The 16,535-nt window shown below is 40.9% G+C and carries 16 protein-coding genes and 2 pseudogenes; 7 read left to right on the plus strand and 11 right to left on the minus strand.

Features of this window, described 5'->3' with window-relative positions; genetic code table 11:
- Nucleotides 1-188: 188 nt before the first annotated feature.
- Nucleotides 189-368, minus strand: a complete 180-nt coding sequence (locus tag ACQY1Y_RS20175) for a hypothetical protein (protein WP_430013435.1) — start codon at nucleotides 366-368, stop codon at nucleotides 189-191.
- 292 nt (nucleotides 369-660) lie between these two features.
- Here ACQY1Y_RS20175 and ACQY1Y_RS20180 point away from each other — a divergent pair, with 292 nt between their 5' ends.
- From ACQY1Y_RS20180 to ACQY1Y_RS20205, 6 genes and pseudogenes are all read left to right on the plus strand, one after another.
- Nucleotides 661-909: a DUF433 domain-containing protein gene (locus ACQY1Y_RS20180; protein WP_002735373.1), complete on the plus strand. Its 249-nt coding sequence runs from the start codon at nucleotides 661-663 to the stop codon at nucleotides 907-909.
- Nucleotides 893-1,225 (plus strand): DUF5615 family PIN-like protein, encoded by a 333-nt coding sequence (locus tag ACQY1Y_RS20185; protein WP_103112056.1) that lies wholly within the window; start codon nucleotides 893-895, stop codon nucleotides 1,223-1,225. Before ACQY1Y_RS20180 ends, ACQY1Y_RS20185 begins: the two co-directional genes overlap by 17 nt.
- 204 nt (nucleotides 1,226-1,429) lie before the next feature.
- On the plus strand, nucleotides 1,430-1,693 hold the full coding sequence (locus tag ACQY1Y_RS20190) for a type II toxin-antitoxin system HicB family antitoxin (protein WP_002776938.1): 264 nt from the start codon (nucleotides 1,430-1,432) through the stop codon (nucleotides 1,691-1,693).
- On the plus strand, nucleotides 1,686-1,925 hold the full coding sequence (locus tag ACQY1Y_RS20195; RefSeq protein ID WP_002798208.1) for a type II toxin-antitoxin system HicA family toxin: 240 nt from the start codon (nucleotides 1,686-1,688) through the stop codon (nucleotides 1,923-1,925). Before ACQY1Y_RS20190 ends, ACQY1Y_RS20195 begins: the two co-directional genes overlap by 8 nt.
- Nucleotides 1,926-2,319: 394 nt before the next feature.
- A pseudogene (locus ACQY1Y_RS20200) lies at nucleotides 2,320-2,581 on the plus strand (hypothetical protein).
- 3 nt (nucleotides 2,582-2,584) lie between these two features.
- Nucleotides 2,585-2,830, plus strand: a complete 246-nt coding sequence (locus ACQY1Y_RS20205) for a twitching motility protein PilT (RefSeq protein ID WP_103112057.1) — start codon at nucleotides 2,585-2,587, stop codon at nucleotides 2,828-2,830.
- Nucleotides 2,831-2,950: 120 nt separating this feature from the next.
- Here the strand turns inward: ACQY1Y_RS20205 and ACQY1Y_RS20210 are convergent, their stop codons facing one another.
- The 8 genes and pseudogenes from ACQY1Y_RS20210 to ACQY1Y_RS20245 form a co-directional block, all read right to left on the minus strand.
- Nucleotides 2,951-3,706 carry a hypothetical protein gene (locus ACQY1Y_RS20210; protein WP_103112058.1) on the minus strand — a complete coding sequence of 252 codons (756 nt, stop codon included), beginning with the start codon at nucleotides 3,704-3,706 and terminating at the stop codon, nucleotides 2,951-2,953.
- Nucleotides 3,699-5,174 (minus strand): AAA family ATPase, encoded by a 1,476-nt coding sequence (locus tag ACQY1Y_RS20215; RefSeq protein ID WP_430013436.1) that lies wholly within the window; start codon nucleotides 5,172-5,174, stop codon nucleotides 3,699-3,701. Before ACQY1Y_RS20215 ends, ACQY1Y_RS20210 begins: the two co-directional genes overlap by 8 nt.
- Before the next feature lie 70 nt (nucleotides 5,175-5,244).
- Entirely contained in the window at nucleotides 5,245-7,869 is a 2,625-nt protein-coding gene (gene alaS, locus ACQY1Y_RS20220; protein ID WP_430013437.1) for an alanine--tRNA ligase, read from the minus strand.
- A gap of 71 nt (nucleotides 7,870-7,940) precedes the next feature.
- Nucleotides 7,941-8,795, minus strand: a complete 855-nt coding sequence (locus ACQY1Y_RS20225) for a flagellar assembly protein H (RefSeq protein WP_430013438.1) — start codon at nucleotides 8,793-8,795, stop codon at nucleotides 7,941-7,943.
- Nucleotides 8,792-9,091 (minus strand): annotated as a pseudogene (locus ACQY1Y_RS20230) (Rpn family recombination-promoting nuclease/putative transposase); the annotation flags it as partial. The pseudogene ACQY1Y_RS20230 and the gene ACQY1Y_RS20225, both read right to left, overlap by 4 nt.
- Nucleotides 9,092-9,509: 418 nt before the next feature.
- Nucleotides 9,510-10,715 carry an argininosuccinate synthase gene (locus ACQY1Y_RS20235; RefSeq protein ID WP_002790869.1) on the minus strand — a complete coding sequence of 402 codons (1,206 nt, stop codon included), beginning with the start codon at nucleotides 10,713-10,715 and terminating at the stop codon, nucleotides 9,510-9,512.
- Between the two features lie 162 nt (nucleotides 10,716-10,877).
- On the minus strand, nucleotides 10,878-12,869 hold the full coding sequence (locus ACQY1Y_RS20240; RefSeq protein ID WP_430013439.1) for a DICT sensory domain-containing protein: 1,992 nt from the start codon (nucleotides 12,867-12,869) through the stop codon (nucleotides 10,878-10,880).
- A gap of 604 nt (nucleotides 12,870-13,473) precedes the next feature.
- Nucleotides 13,474-13,608 (minus strand): hypothetical protein, encoded by a 135-nt coding sequence (locus tag ACQY1Y_RS20245; protein WP_002736350.1) that lies wholly within the window; start codon nucleotides 13,606-13,608, stop codon nucleotides 13,474-13,476.
- 78 nt (nucleotides 13,609-13,686) lie between these two features.
- Between ACQY1Y_RS20245 and ACQY1Y_RS20250 the strand changes: the two genes are divergently transcribed.
- The gene (locus ACQY1Y_RS20250) at nucleotides 13,687-14,625 is read left to right on the plus strand and encodes an SGNH/GDSL hydrolase family protein (protein WP_430013440.1); all 939 of its coding nucleotides are present in this window, start codon (nucleotides 13,687-13,689) and stop codon (nucleotides 14,623-14,625) included.
- A gap of 100 nt (nucleotides 14,626-14,725) precedes the next feature.
- Here ACQY1Y_RS20250 and ACQY1Y_RS20255 read toward each other — a convergent pair whose 3' ends face one another.
- A complete protein-coding gene (locus ACQY1Y_RS20255) occupies nucleotides 14,726-15,853 on the minus strand; it encodes a 5-(carboxyamino)imidazole ribonucleotide synthase (protein ID WP_430013441.1) in 1,128 nt (375 codons plus the stop codon).
- On the minus strand, nucleotides 15,850-16,359 hold the full coding sequence (locus tag ACQY1Y_RS20260) for a pentapeptide repeat-containing protein (RefSeq protein ID WP_430013442.1): 510 nt from the start codon (nucleotides 16,357-16,359) through the stop codon (nucleotides 15,850-15,852). The genes ACQY1Y_RS20255 and ACQY1Y_RS20260 overlap by 4 nt, the downstream gene beginning before the upstream one ends.
- Nucleotides 16,360-16,535: the final 176 nt, after the last annotated feature.

Here is a 16,535-nt window from a genome sequence, read left to right on the forward strand (position 1 = left end):
ATTGTTACCTCTAAAGGAGAAATAATAGTCAAAATCCCATAGCCATTGAGTAAATTAATTTGATTATAGCCTTTCATTTTATCTAGGCGCACAATATGTTTAAAATTCCATGATATGATTGCATCCGCTCTAGCTATTGTAGCAGCCGCTACATGAGTAGCATCATTAATAGACTTTGATGTAACAACTCATTCATTGATATAAGCATCCCTTAACTGTAAAACTTCAGGTGTTATCTTAACTACTTCAATAACTCTCTGCGGAATCGATAATAAAATATCTTTAACCGATTGGGAGGCATTAATTAATTCGCTAACAATGATATCACTGATTAACAAAATAAACTTTTCTTGCTTAATGGCTTCCATCAATTGATTGGACTCTAAGGAAAATTCATCATCTAAACAGCATCCAATCACTGATGTATCAAGATAAACTCTAAGTTTTTTCATAAATGATAGAAAAAGTTTTCTGATCTTAGTTTAACATCAAAAGTGCGATCGCCGCTCTTTTAGAGTGGATTAAGGTAGTGTAATGCAGCTTATTGATAATAGAATTTTTGAAACCTAAAAGTCGAGGGCTTTGGTTTTAAGATTTATCAAGCTTAAAGTACAATTAACATTAAGCTATAATAATCATTAGTCAACAACAATTATTACTATGTCTTTTGCAGCTAAATATCGAGATCGGATTGTGATTAACCCAGACATTCGCAGTGGCAAACCTTGCATTGTTAATACTCGTATTGCAGTAGCAGATATTTTTGATTATCTAGGAGGAGGGATGACTATTGAAGAAATATTAGATGATTTCCCCGATCTTACCTTAGAAGATATACAAGCCTGTTTTGCATTTGCCGCCGAGCGGGATCGTCGTTTAATGGTTATTCCCTATGAAACTGCTATTTGACGAAAATTTATCACCTAAACTACCTCTGTTACTGGTATCACATTTTCCGGATAGCGCTCATGTTAGAGATTGTAGCCTAAAAGGGTTTCCCGATCAAAGGGTTTGGGAATATGCGCGTATCAATGGATTTATAATTGTCTCGAAAGATTCTGATTTTTATCAACGGAGTTTGTTGTATGGCCAACCTCCAAAGTTCATCTGGTTGAGGATTGGAAATTGTACCACTTATCATCTAATCAGTCTTATTTTAAAACATAAACAAGCTATTAAGAGATTTAGCGATAATTCTACCGAGTCTGTTTTAGTAATTACATAATCATATATTATCCTAAGCGATCGCTTTTCTGATCGGGTGCATTAACAAAGTATAATGTGCCTTATTTATTGTCTATTGATGAAATGAGCCAAAGACGTTAATTTAAAAGATTGAGGTCAGGGGAGTTTGTTAGGTTGGTCTTGTGTTAAAATTAAGCTGGAGTAAATTCTAATCCCCGATTAAAATTTCAACAGAACAATCACCATGAACTTTTATACCGTTATTCTGAGAAAAAGTGCAAATTATTGGGTTTCATTATGTCTTGAAAATGGATTAGTTGGACAAGGAGAAACTCAGGAAAAAGCTATTGAGAAACTAAAAGAAGCGATTGAATCTTTTTGGGAGATTTATCATGATCAAGCCAATATATATACCAGTCCTATTCCTATAGACGAACTTCATGAATTTTTAACTGTGGGAGATTCTGAAACTCCCGAAACTTACGAACTCAGAAAAGTTTATGCCTAAAAATATTCCTTCTCTTAAACCCAAAGCACTAATCAAAATTCTTGAAAAAGGCGGCTGTCAATTTTATCGAGAAGGAAAAGGTGATCATCGTTTATATTGTAGAGTATTGTATAATCAACGTCGAATCGTTCCTATTGATATAGGTGCAAAAGAAATGTCCCCTGCTTATGTTTTACGAATTTTTAGACAATTTGGTTTTACAGATGAAGAAATAGAACATTTATTAAAATAGATGATTGAATGGGTTTTTTCAAAAGAATAAATTATCTATTCTAGTACACTTTATCTTAATTTTATTTCCAAGAGCTAAAATAAAGCTAAAGCTAGTTTTTTAAGTTACATTAACGCGATAGTAAAACCCTAGATTGCTTGTTATAAATTGATTTAATGATTAATTTTCACCCAGTCATCGCCGATAAATTAGCCTGCCTTAAAAACAGGTAAAGTGACTATCACCATTTTGCGTAATTTTTCGCTCTGGTAATGAACTTTTGATTATGAAATGATCCAAAGACGTTAATTTAAAAGATTGAGGTAAGGCAGTTTGTTGGGTTGGTCTTGTGTTAAAATTGGGTTAGGGCTAGTCTGAATCATTTATCCTGTATCATTTAAGGGTGGAGAAAACTATGCTAAAAACCTTTAAAGCAATTTTGAAAAATAATACCCTTCAATGGCTTGATGAAACTCCTGAAATCAACTCAGAATATCCTGTTAATGTTTATATTACCTTATTAGAAGAAAATATCATTGGTGAAAATCGATCTAACGGTCAAAAAATGGCCAATGCTTTGAAAAAAAATTGCTAACAATAATACTTTTACTGCTGTTGATACCCAACAGTGGCAACAACAAAATCGTTGCGCTCTCTCTCTTCCTAATCGGGATTAAATCATGTTATTAGATAGCAATATTATTATCTATGCCGCTCAATTGGAAAATGAGTTTCTCAGGGAGTTTATTGCAGAAAATTCTCCTTATGTATCTGCTTTATCTTATCTGGAAGTTTTAGGTTACTATCGGTTAACTCATCAGGATAAAGTCTATTTTGAAGAATTTTTTACAAGCAGTAACTTTAAAACAAATCAGAAAGATGTCCTTAGGAGATGCCATTATTGCAGGAACAGCTTTCGTTTATAATTTAACAATTGTAACTCGCAATATTGATGATTTTAATTGGATCAGTAAATTAAATCTAATTAACTCTTTTCAACGGTAAAAAAATATCCATCCTGATATACTTTATCGCCAGTCCATTATTCAGAGTAAATCTTCTAGTTTTATGGTGATATAATTTTGAGTTTGATTGGGATTTTGGATAAACCTAACGACGATTTTATCTCGTTCTTCTAATAGGGTTTCTAGGGTTAATAAATTTGATTCTGTAGATTGAGAGAGAATTTTATATAAGGTACTCTCGCTCGAATTATAGTCTCGCTCATTTTCTTTGGCAATATCACTAATTTCGTTACGATTATAAAGAATAATTCCTCTGAATTGCACAAATATTTGTGCATTTTGATAGTTTTTCTGGGGATTAGCATGATTATTGAGAGTCAGAAGCATATAGATTCTATTCATCCCGCTTTGAAATTTACCAGCAATCTGCTTTAATGTGCTTTCTTTGTCTTTTTTTGCCTGTAGGGATGCTTTGAGTTCAATTAAACAAATTTGCAGATGATAATTGAGAATTTTACCCCCATCATCGACTTTTCTCTGTAAAACTAATATAGCTTTTTCAGGGGTTTTGCCGGAAGCAGAGATACCGGGTATCTCTTTTTCTAAATTGATAACCCAGATTTTATCTACTTCTGTAGATATATTTTTGTCATTTTTAGACGATAACTGTAAGTGATTAATAACTACTTTCTTTAAATCGCTCTTATTTGTTTCTTGAATTTCAATATACTCATCCTGACTAAGGGATATTTCTTGAATAAAACCCTGTTTTTCTAAAGCTTGGTGAAACTCTTGTCTAAGGGAAAATATTTCTTTTTTTGAGTTAGACTTACTCATTCTCTGCTAAATAGATATGATTGGTTAAAATTTCTCCAGATTTCTGCACGGAGTTGATAACTTCTGTAAAATTACGAAAATAAACACCATATTGACTGGTTCCATAATCAATAATTTTATCACCTGTGAAAAAGTAAACCCCTAAGTCTTCTTTAGCAATTGAAATTTCTGGATTTAAATTTTTTAATTGATTATCTTCAATAATTTTTGTGACATCAACACCATAACTTTTTAAGGTATGAAGATAAACATAATTGTTGAGAATATCGGTTAAAATTGGGCTATGGGTGGTGATCAAAACCCGATTATTATGCTCGGTGACAAATTGAACTAAAATATCCATTAAGCGAATTTGATTTTCGGGATGCAAATTAACCTCTGGTTCATCTATCATCAAAAAATTGTTTTTTTCCTTGGCCCAATATTTGAGATAAAGATACAAGATAGTCAACTGATTGACTGAAGATGAAGCTAGATACATAGGTAAATCTTTGCTTTCATCGAATTTAAAAGAAAATTGAATAGGTGCGATCGATTCTAGACTAGAAATGGTGATTTCTCCTCCCATTAATCTGCTCATCTTTTCGATCAGAGAATTATAAACTGAATTAATTTCTTTCTTGGTATTGAGAGAATAAAGCGACTCAATCACTTTATTCATTGGTTCTGTATAAGACCTTTTGGGTAATTGTTCCCGAAGACGTTTTAATTTATCTTCATTACTGTCACCATCATCATCAATATTTTCTATTAATTCTTGCAATCGACGATTATACTCACTTCTTTTATTTCTCTCTATCTCATAAATGTACTGGTAGAAAACAGGAAAAAAGCTACGACTAGCGGGGATAAAAAAAGTATCTTGTATCGGAGACAAAAGCACTCTTATTATTGACGGAATAATTACTGATTCCTTGTATGGTTTAGCTCTCTCAAAAAAGTCTCTGGGTATTTGATCAAATACTTTCTCAGGGATATTATTCTCTTTTATATTTATTGTTAGGCTACCTTTGCCCTTGCTAATCTGTAAATACTCCAGATCATTATTTCCTGCAACACGAACCAAAAAAGTTGTTTTAAATGTCGTCTCTTTAAATTCTTTGATATTTGCTTGAAAAATTAATTTATTGGAACCAATAATCGTTTCTTTAATACTGGCATCAAGATTATAAGTATTAACAACTTCTTTTTCAATAAACTGGCTAAATTTATTGAGAATTTCATCGATTAATTCTTGATTGATCCTAATTTTTTTAATAGGTTTTTCCGAGTCAATTAATAAAGAATCAATTTGGGTATTTTCGGAAAACTTTCTAATATTGTCATTATTAAAAATTGTCCATAAAAGCTGAGAAACTAGGGTTTTGCCACTATTGTTGTAGCCAATAAAAGTATAAAAATTCTTGGTTAAATCTATAGCTTGATTATTATTTCTAATTGATCCCAAATTCTTGATCAGTAGTTCCATATTATTTTTACCAATCACACCGAGAGAATAACTAATTTTTTAAAGGTGGACATTTTGTCCACCCTTAAAACTATTGTAAACTGCTAGTTAACTGACTTTTGGCCTTAGCTAAAGCTTCGCTTAACTTACTAGCATCCCGTCCCCCAGCTTGAGCTAAATTGGGACGACCACCACCACCACCGGCGCAGATTTTAGCGATCGCACCGATAAATTTACCCGCTTGTAAACCCTTATCTTTAATCACCCGGGGACTAAAAGCGGCCACTAAACTCACTTTATCAGCTGCGGGAGTCGAGGCCAAAATTACCGCCCCTTCCCCTAATTTTTGCTGTAGTCTTTCGGCTGCGGCCATCAAAGCATTAGCATCAATATCACCCAAAGAAGCGACTAATAGCTTAAATTCGCCGATAGATTCAGCTTGAGATAGCAAAGCATCCGATTTATTTAGTGCTAACTCCTGTTTAACCGCTTCTAACTGCTTTTGTGTCCCCTTTAACTCCGATTGTAGGGCCGTAATGCGATCGGGAATTTCCAGAGGTTTGACCTTAAAGCGATCGCACAAATCCCGTACCACCTGATCCCGTTCATTCAAATAGGCTAACACGGCAGGGCCGGCCACCGCTTCGATGCGTCGAATTCCTGCGGCGATTCCCGTCTCGGAGATGATTTTAAATAAACCGATCTCGGCGGTATTTTTAACGTGAGTTCCCCCGCATAATTCCATAGAAACGCTAGGAATATCGATAACTCGTACTTCTGAGCCGTATTTCTCGCCAAACATGGCAATAGCTCCCTTTTGCTTCGCTTCTTCCAATCCCATCACCGCTATCTCGGTGTCATGCGCTTCGGCAATCCAAGTGTTAATCTGTTCTTCCACCTGTTGCAATTCAGAGCTAGTCAGGGGACGAGGACAGTTAAAATCAAAACGGAGGCGCTCAAAACTGACGAGGGAACCCGCTTGGGAAATCCCCCCATCGACAAGCTTTTTCAGGGCCGATTGTAGCAGATGGGTGGCGGTATGATTAGCTTGAGCGCGACGACGACAGGAGCGATCAATCTGAGCATTAATTGTATCGCCGGTGGTGACAATTCCCCGCTCAATCCGACCAAAATGGATAAAAATCCCCGATTCTTTCTGCACATCCTCAACGCGGATAAGCAGATTATCGCCAGTTAAATAACCCTTGTCACCGATTTGTCCACCCGATTCGGCATAAAAAGGCGTTTTATCGAGAACTATCTGCACCTCAGTGCCTGATGCGGCCGATTCCACCGTTTTACCAGCGACTAAAACCGCCGTTACTGTTGCGGTTGCTTGCAAATCCGTATAACCGAGAAATTCCGTCGGGTGAATATGTTCTGCCAGCTTATCTAAACTGCCCTGTACCGTCAAATCTATGGTTTCGTGGGCGGCTTTTGATCTTTGCTGCTGTTTTTTCATTTCCTGCTCGAAACCCGCCGTATCGACGCTTAAACCCTGCTCCTCGGCGATTTCTTGAGTCAGTTCCAGGGGGAAGCCATAGGTATCATAAAGGGTAAAAGCATCGACTCCCGAAATCTGGCTTTTTTCTTTTTCTAGAATCGATTCGAGCAGTTTCTCGCCTCTTTCTAGGGTTTCTAAAAATCTCGCTTCCTCTCGCTCTAATTCTGCCTTGATCACCGTTTCTCGTTCCCGAACATTGCCATAGACGGACTCGGAAAGAGCGATCGCAACTTCCGCCACTTTGGTGATAAATTGACCTTCAATACCGATTAAACGCCCGTGCCGTACTACTCTCCGAATCAGACGACGCAGGACGTAACCTCTGTCAGTATTCGATGCTGAGATACCATCCGCTATCATGTGTACTACTGAACGCACATGATCGCCGATGACTTTTAGGGAAACTTTCGTTTTTTCGTCCGCTTTCTGGTAGTCTATGGCTGCTAACCGGGCCGCTTCAGCGACAATCGGGAAAATTAGGTCAGTTTCGTAGTTATTGGCGACTTTTTGCAGGATTTGCGCCATCCGTTCCAAACCCATCCCCGTATCGATGTTTTTATTCGCTAGGGGTGTCAGATTGCCATCCGCGTCGCGGTTATACTGCATGAAGACGAGGTTATAAAACTCGATAAAACGGCTATCATCCTCTAAATCGATGGTTTTATCCCCTAATTCCGGGTGAAAATCGTAGTAAATTTCCGAACAGGGACCACAGGGACCCGTGGGACCCGATACCCAAAAGTTATCCGCTTCGCCCATTTTTTGGATACGATGGGCAGGAATACCGATTTTATCGCGCCAGATAGCGAAAGCTTCCTCATCCTCTTTAAAGACACTAACGACTAATCTTTCGGGGGGAAGGTTAAAAACTTCTGTGGACAATTCCCAGGCCCAGGCGATCGCTTGTTCTTTAAAATAATCACCAAAGCTAAAATTGCCCAACATCTCAAAAAAAGTATGATGTCTAGCAGTCCGGCCGACATTTTCGATATCGTTGGTGCGAATACATTTTTGAGAAGTGGTAGCGCGGGGAAATTCTGGGGTCTTTTGCCCTAAGAAAATCGGTTTAAAAGGGAGCATTCCCGCAATAGTCAGCAAAACGGTGGGGTCTTCTGGTACTAGAGAGGCACTAGGGAGAATTTTATGGTTTCTGGCCGCAAAAAAGTCTAAAAATCGCTGGCGAATCTCGCTTCCGCTTAGGTGGTTACTCATAGAAGATGTCAGTTAGTCAGAAAATGCCTATTTTATCCATTGTGGCATTTTTGCGTTTTAACTCTCCACCTTTACTCTCGCGCCGCTTGTCGGACCTGCTCTAAGTCTAAATCCAAAGCTTGAGCGATTTGTTCCACACTTAAACCCAAGGCCAGCAAACGGGGAATAGATTCCAGTTTTCCTTCTAGTTTTCCTTCTAGTTTTCCTTCCAGTTTTCCTTCCTGTCGTCCTTCCCGTTTAGTTGCTTCCTTCCATTCCTGATAGGTTTGAGATAAAGTCATAAACACCTCTCTATCCTCAGTTTCTAGGATGTTATTTATTTCCATACTAACCCGCCAACTAATCAATAATTCCAAGACATTTTCCCGGAAAGCATTACCTTGAGGTAATTCTAACAATTCTCGCACCGCTTGGTTTTGCGTTTTTCCCCGTCCTAATAATCTTAACCAGAGAGTCTCAGCAGTCACAGGCAATTGATTAATAGCGATAATTGCCGTGCGATAAAGCAAGGGAAGAAAATAGACTCCTTCTGGCCAATCTGGATCTAATTTTGCCCCAAATCCTTCTAAAACAGTGATACCAGCGGAAGGGGATAAAATCCACAAACGAGGGGCATTCTCTTCATTGTAGCTCTGATTTTCCCGTTTAGCTTGTCTTTGCAGTTCGGCTAAAATCGTCAAAAGTTTCGCTAAACAATTACGAATCTCGCTCCGATTGGGAGGATTGCGATAGGGTTCAATTAAGACAGTATTAAGGACAATTCTGCCTAATAATCCCAGATAATCGGGGTTGGGTTCGGGATTGGGGGAAAAAAATACATCTATCTGTCGGGTTTCATCGCTGACTTCTTTGCTGATTTCGACGGTTCCCAGGGGAGAAAGTAATTGTTCAAGGTAATTTTTGGCAAATTGATCATGGGGTTTCATGAAGTTTCTTGAATAGCTTGTCGGACTTGTTCTAAGTCTAAATCCAAAGCTTGAGCGATTTGTTCCACACTTAAACCCAGAGCAAGTAAACGGGGAATAGATTCCAGTTTTCCTTCCTGTCGTCCTTCCTGTCGTCCTTCCCGTCGTCCCTCCTGTTTAGTTGCTTCCCTCCATTCCTGATAGGTTTGAGATAAAGTCATAAACACCTCTCTATCTTCAGTTTCTAGGATGTTATTTATTTCCATACTAACCCGCCAACTAATCAATAATTCCAGGACATTTTCCCAGAAAGCATTAGAACTCTTGCAAATTAATTATATGTTATAATGCTGGGTTAACTAATTTTTTTGGGAAAATTAGTTAATTGGTACATCGGGGTGAGAGCATCTCAAACGCTAAAAAAGGTAAAAATTTCGGCTCTTCGTTACTTGTTATGGTTCGATAGGGGGGCATAAATTGACTAAATCCTTCTCTGGCAAGAGACTTAATTGATGAGTTCGCTCTAGATAAAAAACAATTGACAAAAATCGCCAAATGCCTTTCTACATAAGGGTTCCATCCCTTATAACCCCAGTCCATTGCATAACACAAACCGGAGAACCAAGATTTCCATTATACCATAAAAAAATTATGCAAGATGTATATTATTGTAGGGACGAATTGCCTTCGCTCCTACAATAATAATTATTAACGGTATTAGCAGAGGATTGTTGATTACTTTCCTCTAGTTTTTTCGGCCCAAACTTTGCTGGGTAATCCCCAAACATAGATGAAACCTTCGGCCGCTTTATGATCAAACTGATCCTCGGCTCCGTAGGTAGCTAAATCGGGAGAATAGATAGAATTGACTGACTGACGACCGACCACTTTAGCGTTACCTTTAAACAGTTTGAGTCGCACCGATCCCGTTACCTGTTCTTGGGTTTTGAGGATAAAAGCATCGATCGCTTCCTTTAAGGGACTGTACCACAATCCTTTATAAATTAACTGTCCGTAGGTATCTTCAATTCCCCGTTTATATTGGGTAACATCTCCAGTTAAAGTTAAACTTTCTAAGTCCCGGTGAGCATCAATTAAAACTAATAAAGCCGGGGCCTCGTAAATTTCTCGCGATTTAATTCCCACTACCCGGTTTTCGATCATATCTAAACGACCAACACCGTGTTTACCCACTAGGTCATTTAATTGACTAATTAGCGTGACAGAATCGAGATTTTCTCCGTTTAAACTGACAGGAATACCCTGATTAAAACCAATATCGACGTATTCCGGCTCGTTGGGAGTATCGGCGATCGCTTTGGTCATTAGATAGATTTCTTCCGGGGGTTCCGTCATCGGATCTTCCAAGGGACCGGCTTCAATACTGCGCCCCAACAGGTTACGATCGATACTAAAAGGCGAGGATTTTTTCACAGGGGACTCGATCCCGAATTTTTCCCCGTAGGCGATGGTTTCTTCCCGGCTCATGCCCCATTCCCGGGCGGGAGCGAGAACTTTTAAACTAGGATTAAGGGTCATAATGCCCACATCAAAACGCACTTGATCGTTACCTTTGCCAGTGCAACCGTGAGCGACGGCATCGGCCCCGTATTTCTCGGCGGCCTCTACTAATAATTTAGCGATTAAAGGACGAGCCAGGGCGGTAGAAAGGGGATAACGATTTTCGTAGAGAGCATTAGCTTGAATTGAGGGAAAAGCGTATTCTTTGACGAATTCTTCCTGAGCATTGACCACTAAGGATTCGATCGCTCCGCAGCGCAGAGCCTTTTCTTGAATTGGTCCTAATTCGTCTCCCTGTCCTAAATCGGCGGCTAGGGTAATCACTTCTTCTACTCCCCATTCCTGTTTGAGATAGGGAATACAGACGGAAGTATCGACTCCTCCGGAATAAGCTAAAACCACTCTCTTGGCGCGTCCCATAATTTTTTCACCTAAAAACGACTAATTGATTACTCTTTTAAGTTTATTATATATCTTGGGGATTGGATGCTTCTTTTTTAATGCTTTTTTGTTTAGTTTTTGATGAAGAAAAGGAATAGGAAGTCACGAGCAAAGAGCCAAAACTAAACGGGCAACCGGCCGCTATTTACGTTTACTGGCAGCACGACGGGAGGATTTTTTCGGAGCGGTATTTGGGGGATTATCGTTAGTTTTATCTTTAAATATTGGAATAGTAAAATGAAACTGACTGCCGTTATTTTTGCCCCTCGATTCTGCCCAAATTTCGCCGCCCCAACCATTAACGATCTGACGACAGATAGCCAGTCCTAAACCGGTTCCCCCAGCACTGCGTCGCAGGGCCCCCTCCTCTTGGTAAAAGCGATCGAAAACCTGTTCTAAAAGATTGGGTTCGATCCCGCGTCCGGTGTCAGAAATCGTCACTTCTAGAGTTTTTGGTTTTCCCAAAGCGACTTCGATCGAGACATTTCCCTCCCGTCCGGTAAACTTACAGGCATTATCGAGAAGTTTGGAGAGTAATTCCACTAACCACTCGCCATCGGCTAAAACAAAGGGCAGATTAGGGGGGACAAGATTGCTAATTTTTGGATTTTCGTTGTCGAGATTGCGGGAGTGAACGTGACTGATGGCTAATTCTACACATTCCGATAAGGATAAAGCTTCAGGATTCCAATTAACCCGGCCACTTTCTAACCTGGAAAGAGTTAAAAAATCTTGGATTAATTTACGCATTCGTTCCGCATCTTTCAGAGCAGTATCAAGCATAATTTGGCGCATTTCCGCCGGCATATCCGGTTCCGAGGCCAAACTTTCTAGACAGACTTGAATGGTGGACAGGGGGGTGCGTAATTCGTGGCCGGTAATGGCGACTAAATTAGAACGAGTGCGATCGAGGGCGGCTAATTGTTCATTTAAATCCTGTAAATTAGCGTAGGCTTCTGCTTGAATGAGGGCGACTCCGATTTGAGTGGCCACCGCGTCCACCAGGGCGACATCCTCGCTTTTCCAAGTGGTGGTATAGGGTCCACAGTGATGCAGTTCCAACATTCCCAAGAGACGACTTTGGTAAAAAATCGGTACTAATAACCAGGAATAGATGGAACATTCCCGCACCAGATTTTGAATGGAATCGCCGGGGAGACGGGGATCGTGAATAGCGTCTTCAATTTTCAGGGATTCTCTCAATTCCAGCGCTTCCTGAAAAAGAGGATTATTTTTCAGAGGCCATTTTTGTCCTTTGATGGAACTAATGCCGGAGTTTAAAAATTCGTGTTCGATGGTGGCGTTAATGTCGGCTTCCTTACAACGATAGACCACGCAGCGACAGACTCCCAATCCCTCCCCCAATTTCCGCACTGCCACCTGGAGGATATCTTCCGGATCGAGGGAACGACGGATCGCCGCTGTCACCGAGTTGATCAGTCTTTCTTTGTGTTCTTTCGATGCCAGGGAACGATTGGCTTTCAGCAGTTTATACTGTCCCGCTTGCAAATAAGTGACCAATCGCTGGACAAAGGGATCCGGTTCCTCTTGATGATCCCTATCCGTCAGTTCACAGATTAGGTATTCTTCTTGAGCGCGCCTAATTTTGTCCGCCAGTTCGGGACGATAATCGAGAATATGATTTAAGAGAATTTGGGCGGCCTGTTGACTCACATGGCGATCACTCGTCCAAATCCCCTCAAAACGGCGATTATTATCCATAGCTGCCCTATTTTCCCCTTCGGCTACCAGATGGGTTCGCTCCCGACAGATTAAACAACTAGCATAATGGCGACTGATAACCACTAGATGCCATTCTTGGGCTAAACTGTCGTCCGGTTGAAAAGCGATCGTCTCGCAAACGTCGGAACTATGCTTAAAATCGGTTTCTGGGGCTGACAAAACATAAACTTGCCCGCTTTTGTGGGCAATGCGTCGGTAGCGATGGGCCTCTTGACGATAAAAGCGCTCACGCTGAAAACTGGCAATCACTAACGGTTGATCGTCTTCCGCTAAAACCTGATCCTCCATGGCGTGGGATAGCGCGGTCAGGGATGCTTTGAAGTACATCTGCGATCGCCATTGGGGGAGTAACTGCAACAGTTCTGTTAAAACAGAAGTTGATCTGCTCATCGATGATCTGTTTCGAGTCGAGTGTGACTAGCAAGCGCAATAGAGGGAACTAGCAATTTCTCCCTTGACCCTATCCTACAGGCTCAAGGGGACAAGAGGTGAGATCGTGTCGTGATCGCAAGAAATTTAAACCGAGTGATGCCAAAAAGTGAGGGAAATTATTCTAGTTAACTAGAGGTTGCTGAATAAATCTAAAAACCTTGTTGGGTCAGACTTTTAGACTTTTGAGAAATCAAAAAGTGCCAGCCGTTGCGGAGATCGGGGGGAAAATTCAGGTACTTTTTCCCTGAAAATTAGGTAACTGACTACCTCAAAATCGGTAAAACCCCACACCCCACACCCCACACCCTGCCCCCAGGAAAAGCTTTTTGCCGCAAACCCTAACTAGAGGTTGCTGAATAAATCTAAAAACCTTGTTGGATAAGACTTTTAGACTTTTGGGAAATCAAAAAGTGCCAGCCATTGGAGGGATCGGGGGGAAATTTTAGGGACTTTTTCCCTGAAAATTAGGTAATTTACCAGATGAAAATGGGTAAAACCCTACACCCTACACCCTACACCCCACACCCTGCCCCCACGAGAAACTTTTTGCCGCAAACCCTAACTAGATGTAGGCGACTTTCATTGCCCAAAGGATCAGAGCAATAATACTACCGATAACGATAATCGACGATATCGCCACTACTGCCGGTTTATCGGCTCCCTCGAATTTCATGATGCCACGATTTAAGTCTGACATTGCTTTTAACTCCTTTTCATGAGATGGATAAGGTATGAGACACTTTCGGATCATAAATTAGCGAACTCTCATCTATCCGTGTTATTAGAAATTGGTATCATTCGGCTGTCTTTAATCATTCTAGGCGTTCTTTTCCTTCTTGGCCTTCTCCTTGAGGCTATTTTAAGAATTGTCTTCGGGTTCGGTAATCCGCTTATTTACAAAGCCGATGCCGAAATTGGCTATCTTTTGGCTCCTAATCAACAAACGCGCCGGTTTTCCAATTTTATCGCCGTTAATCAGTATTCGATGCGGAGCGATCCGATTACACCCCAAAGGCCCCCAGAGACGACGAGAATAATGTTAATCGGTGATTCGATCGCTAATGGCTCCTGGTGGACAGATCAAAAAGAGACCATTTCTGCTTTAATCACCAAAAATTTAGGACAAAATCTGACAGGTTCGGTGCAAGTTCTCAATGCTTCGGCTAATTCGTGGGGACCGCGCAATCAATTGGCCTATCTGCGACGTTTCGGCACCTTTGAATCTCAGGTGATTGTGTTATTAATGAACACCGATGATCTGTTCGCTTTAGCTCCTAGTTCGGCGGTGGTGGGACGAGAAATTAATTATCCCGCTCACCGGCCGGCTTTAGCTTTAATCGAATTATACGATCGATATTTTAAGCGTTATCCTCCCCTGTCACCAGTGCAGGAAGGGGGCGATCGAGTGGGCAATAATTTAACCGCTCTTGCCCAAATTCAAGCCCTTGCTCAGGCTAATCAAGCCCGTTTAATTATCGCTATTACCCCCCTCATTCGCGAAGCTCAAAAACAGGGGCGAGATTATGAATTAAAAGCCCGTCAAAGACTAGCGGATTTCACCAGCAACCAGCAGATTTTTTATCTAGATTTTCTGCCCATTTTTCAAGCACATTCTAATCCTGATTCCCTCTATCGCGATAATATTCATCTCAGTCGAGACGGTAACGAGTTAATTAGTCAAAAACTGACCGAGGCAATCAAAAAGGTCTTTTAATTAGGGTTTACTGAATCAGTTATCAGTTATCAGTTATCAGTTCACTGTTTACTGATTACTGTTCACTGATTACTGTTTACTGAAAATACTTCCCACTTCCCTAACAACCATACCAAAGCTTTTCTATCTGTTTTGCTAGGTCCAATAACTCAGAGCGATCGCTTGTATCCCTTAAGAGGGTGACATGGCCTAATTTTCGACCGGGACGGGATTTTTTACCGTACCAAAAAACGTGAGCGTCTGGAATTGCCGCTAAAACTGCTCTTTTTTCGCCATAATCACCGTCACTATCCTCAAAACCCAATAGATTAACCATGACTGCCCCGGCAGATTTTAAATCCGTGGCTCCGAGGGGCAAATTAGCCACTGCTTGCAGTTGTAGGGAAAATTGGGAGGTAAGACAGGCAGAAAGGCTGTAATGACCCGAATTATGGGTACGGGGAGCGATTTCATTAATCAATACCTCCCCCTGCGGAGTGACAAATAACTCGATCCCGAAAACACCCACCGCCGACAAACTACTTAACAGATGATGGGCGATAGGTTCGGTTTGAGCCTGTAAAGATTGGTTAAGAGCGGCGGGAGCGATTACCCAGTGACAGACTTGCTCCTCTTGATAGGTTTCCACCACGGGATAGGTGACGATTTCCCCGGTTAATCCCCTAGCGGCAACGATGGCTAATTCGCGCTCGTAGGGAATATAAGCTTCTAACATCAAGTCAAGACGCTCTAATTGCGGCTTTTTGGCGTTTAATTCTTCAGGAGTGCGGATAATAAAGGTTCCCTGACCATCATAACCGTGTCGTCGTGCTTTCAGCACTAGCGGAAAAGGATAATTTTCTAGTTGGGATAAATTATCTATCGCCCAAAAATCAGGCACAGGCAACCCTAGAGAGCGTAAATAACATCTTTGCTCGTATTTATCCAATAGGGGGCGCAGATTTGCCAAACTAGGATAGAATTTAACTCCTGTGGCCGCTAATTCTTCTAGGGCATCTAAATTAACAAACTCATTTTCAAACGTGATCAGATCACAGTGTTGAGCTAGTTTTTTTGTGCCTTCCACGTCAGCTATTTCCGCAAAGACAACCCCGTCAGCTAAAGCAACGGCGGGATCGTCGGGGTGTGGTGTTTGTACAATTAGAGAAATGCCTAATTTCTTGGCTTCCTGTGCCATCATCCATGCTAATTGTCCACCACCAATAACACCAACCCTTGTTTGCATCATTGATCACATCCTAAAGATTCCGGGGTAGAGATGCCGGTTTTTGAGTTGACACCCTCGGCTCTTTCACAGAGATTTTTGATTTGTTGAGCGTCAAGCACGGCAAAACTAAAATCAGCACCGTTGATATTGACTCCCTCGAAAATGGTGCGCAGCATGATCGCTTCGGCAAAAATGGCATCGCTTAAATCGGAATTTTTAAAGGTACTCAGATAGGCTAACCCATTGGTTAAGTCCGCTCCATGAAAGTTGCCTTCGATGATAGAGGCTCCGTTAAACACTGCCCCGCGCAAATCGGCAGAGCTAAAGTTAGAATCTTGCAGATTAACGTTAGTAAATTGGGCAGATTGCAAATTTTGTCCCGAAAAATCCTTTCCTGTCAGATTCTGGTTTTCATAACTGGCATTGGCTCCTGTGACAGCAGCAGAACTGGCAGCTAAGGCATTGACAGGAGATAGGATAAATAGTGTTGCAAAAAAAGCGATCGCTAATCGAAAGATAGTCTTCATTGGCGGCAAATTCCATCAGTGGGCATTCTTGATTTTATAGCAGTAAGCCATCAGCCGTCAGCTTTCCGCTGGCCGCCAGAAATTGCCGGCACACAAACCTTTATAATAGCTGTCTGAGCTTATACTGTCATGCAATTTGGTCTAAACAAAAATATTTAAGCCACAGGCCCTCAGCT

It is taken from the genome of Microcystis ichthyoblabe FBCC-A1114 (genome assembly GCF_050500245.1).
Lineage (GTDB): Bacteria > Cyanobacteriota > Cyanobacteriia > Cyanobacteriales > Microcystaceae > Microcystis > Microcystis ichthyoblabe_A.

Coding starts and splice junctions, on each gene's coding strand:
- ACQY1Y_RS20175 (WP_430013435.1), bottom strand. CDS start 368: ATGGAAGCCATTAAGCAAGAAAAGTTTATTTTGTTAATCAGTGATATC.
- ACQY1Y_RS20180 (WP_002735373.1), top strand. CDS start 661: ATGTCTTTTGCAGCTAAATATCGAGATCGGATTGTGATTAACCCAGAC.
- ACQY1Y_RS20185 (WP_103112056.1), top strand. CDS start 893: ATGAAACTGCTATTTGACGAAAATTTATCACCTAAACTACCTCTGTTA.
- ACQY1Y_RS20190 (WP_002776938.1), top strand. CDS start 1,430: ATGAACTTTTATACCGTTATTCTGAGAAAAAGTGCAAATTATTGGGTT.
- ACQY1Y_RS20195 (WP_002798208.1), top strand. CDS start 1,686: ATGCCTAAAAATATTCCTTCTCTTAAACCCAAAGCACTAATCAAAATT.
- ACQY1Y_RS20205 (WP_103112057.1), top strand. CDS start 2,585: ATGTTATTAGATAGCAATATTATTATCTATGCCGCTCAATTGGAAAAT.
- ACQY1Y_RS20210 (WP_103112058.1), bottom strand. CDS start 3,706: ATGAGTAAGTCTAACTCAAAAAAAGAAATATTTTCCCTTAGACAAGAG.
- ACQY1Y_RS20215 (WP_430013436.1), bottom strand. CDS start 5,174: ATGGAACTACTGATCAAGAATTTGGGATCAATTAGAAATAATAATCAA.
- alaS (WP_430013437.1), bottom strand. CDS start 7,869: ATGAGTAACCACCTAAGCGGAAGCGAGATTCGCCAGCGATTTTTAGAC.
- ACQY1Y_RS20225 (WP_430013438.1), bottom strand. CDS start 8,795: ATGAAACCCCATGATCAATTTGCCAAAAATTACCTTGAACAATTACTT.
- ACQY1Y_RS20235 (WP_002790869.1), bottom strand. CDS start 10,715: ATGGGACGCGCCAAGAGAGTGGTTTTAGCTTATTCCGGAGGAGTCGAT.
- ACQY1Y_RS20240 (WP_430013439.1), bottom strand. CDS start 12,869: ATGAGCAGATCAACTTCTGTTTTAACAGAACTGTTGCAGTTACTCCCC.
- ACQY1Y_RS20245 (WP_002736350.1), bottom strand. CDS start 13,608: ATGTCAGACTTAAATCGTGGCATCATGAAATTCGAGGGAGCCGATAAA.
- ACQY1Y_RS20255 (WP_430013441.1), bottom strand. CDS start 15,853: ATGATGCAAACAAGGGTTGGTGTTATTGGTGGTGGACAATTAGCATGG.
- ACQY1Y_RS20260 (WP_430013442.1), bottom strand. CDS start 16,359: ATGAAGACTATCTTTCGATTAGCGATCGCTTTTTTTGCAACACTATTT.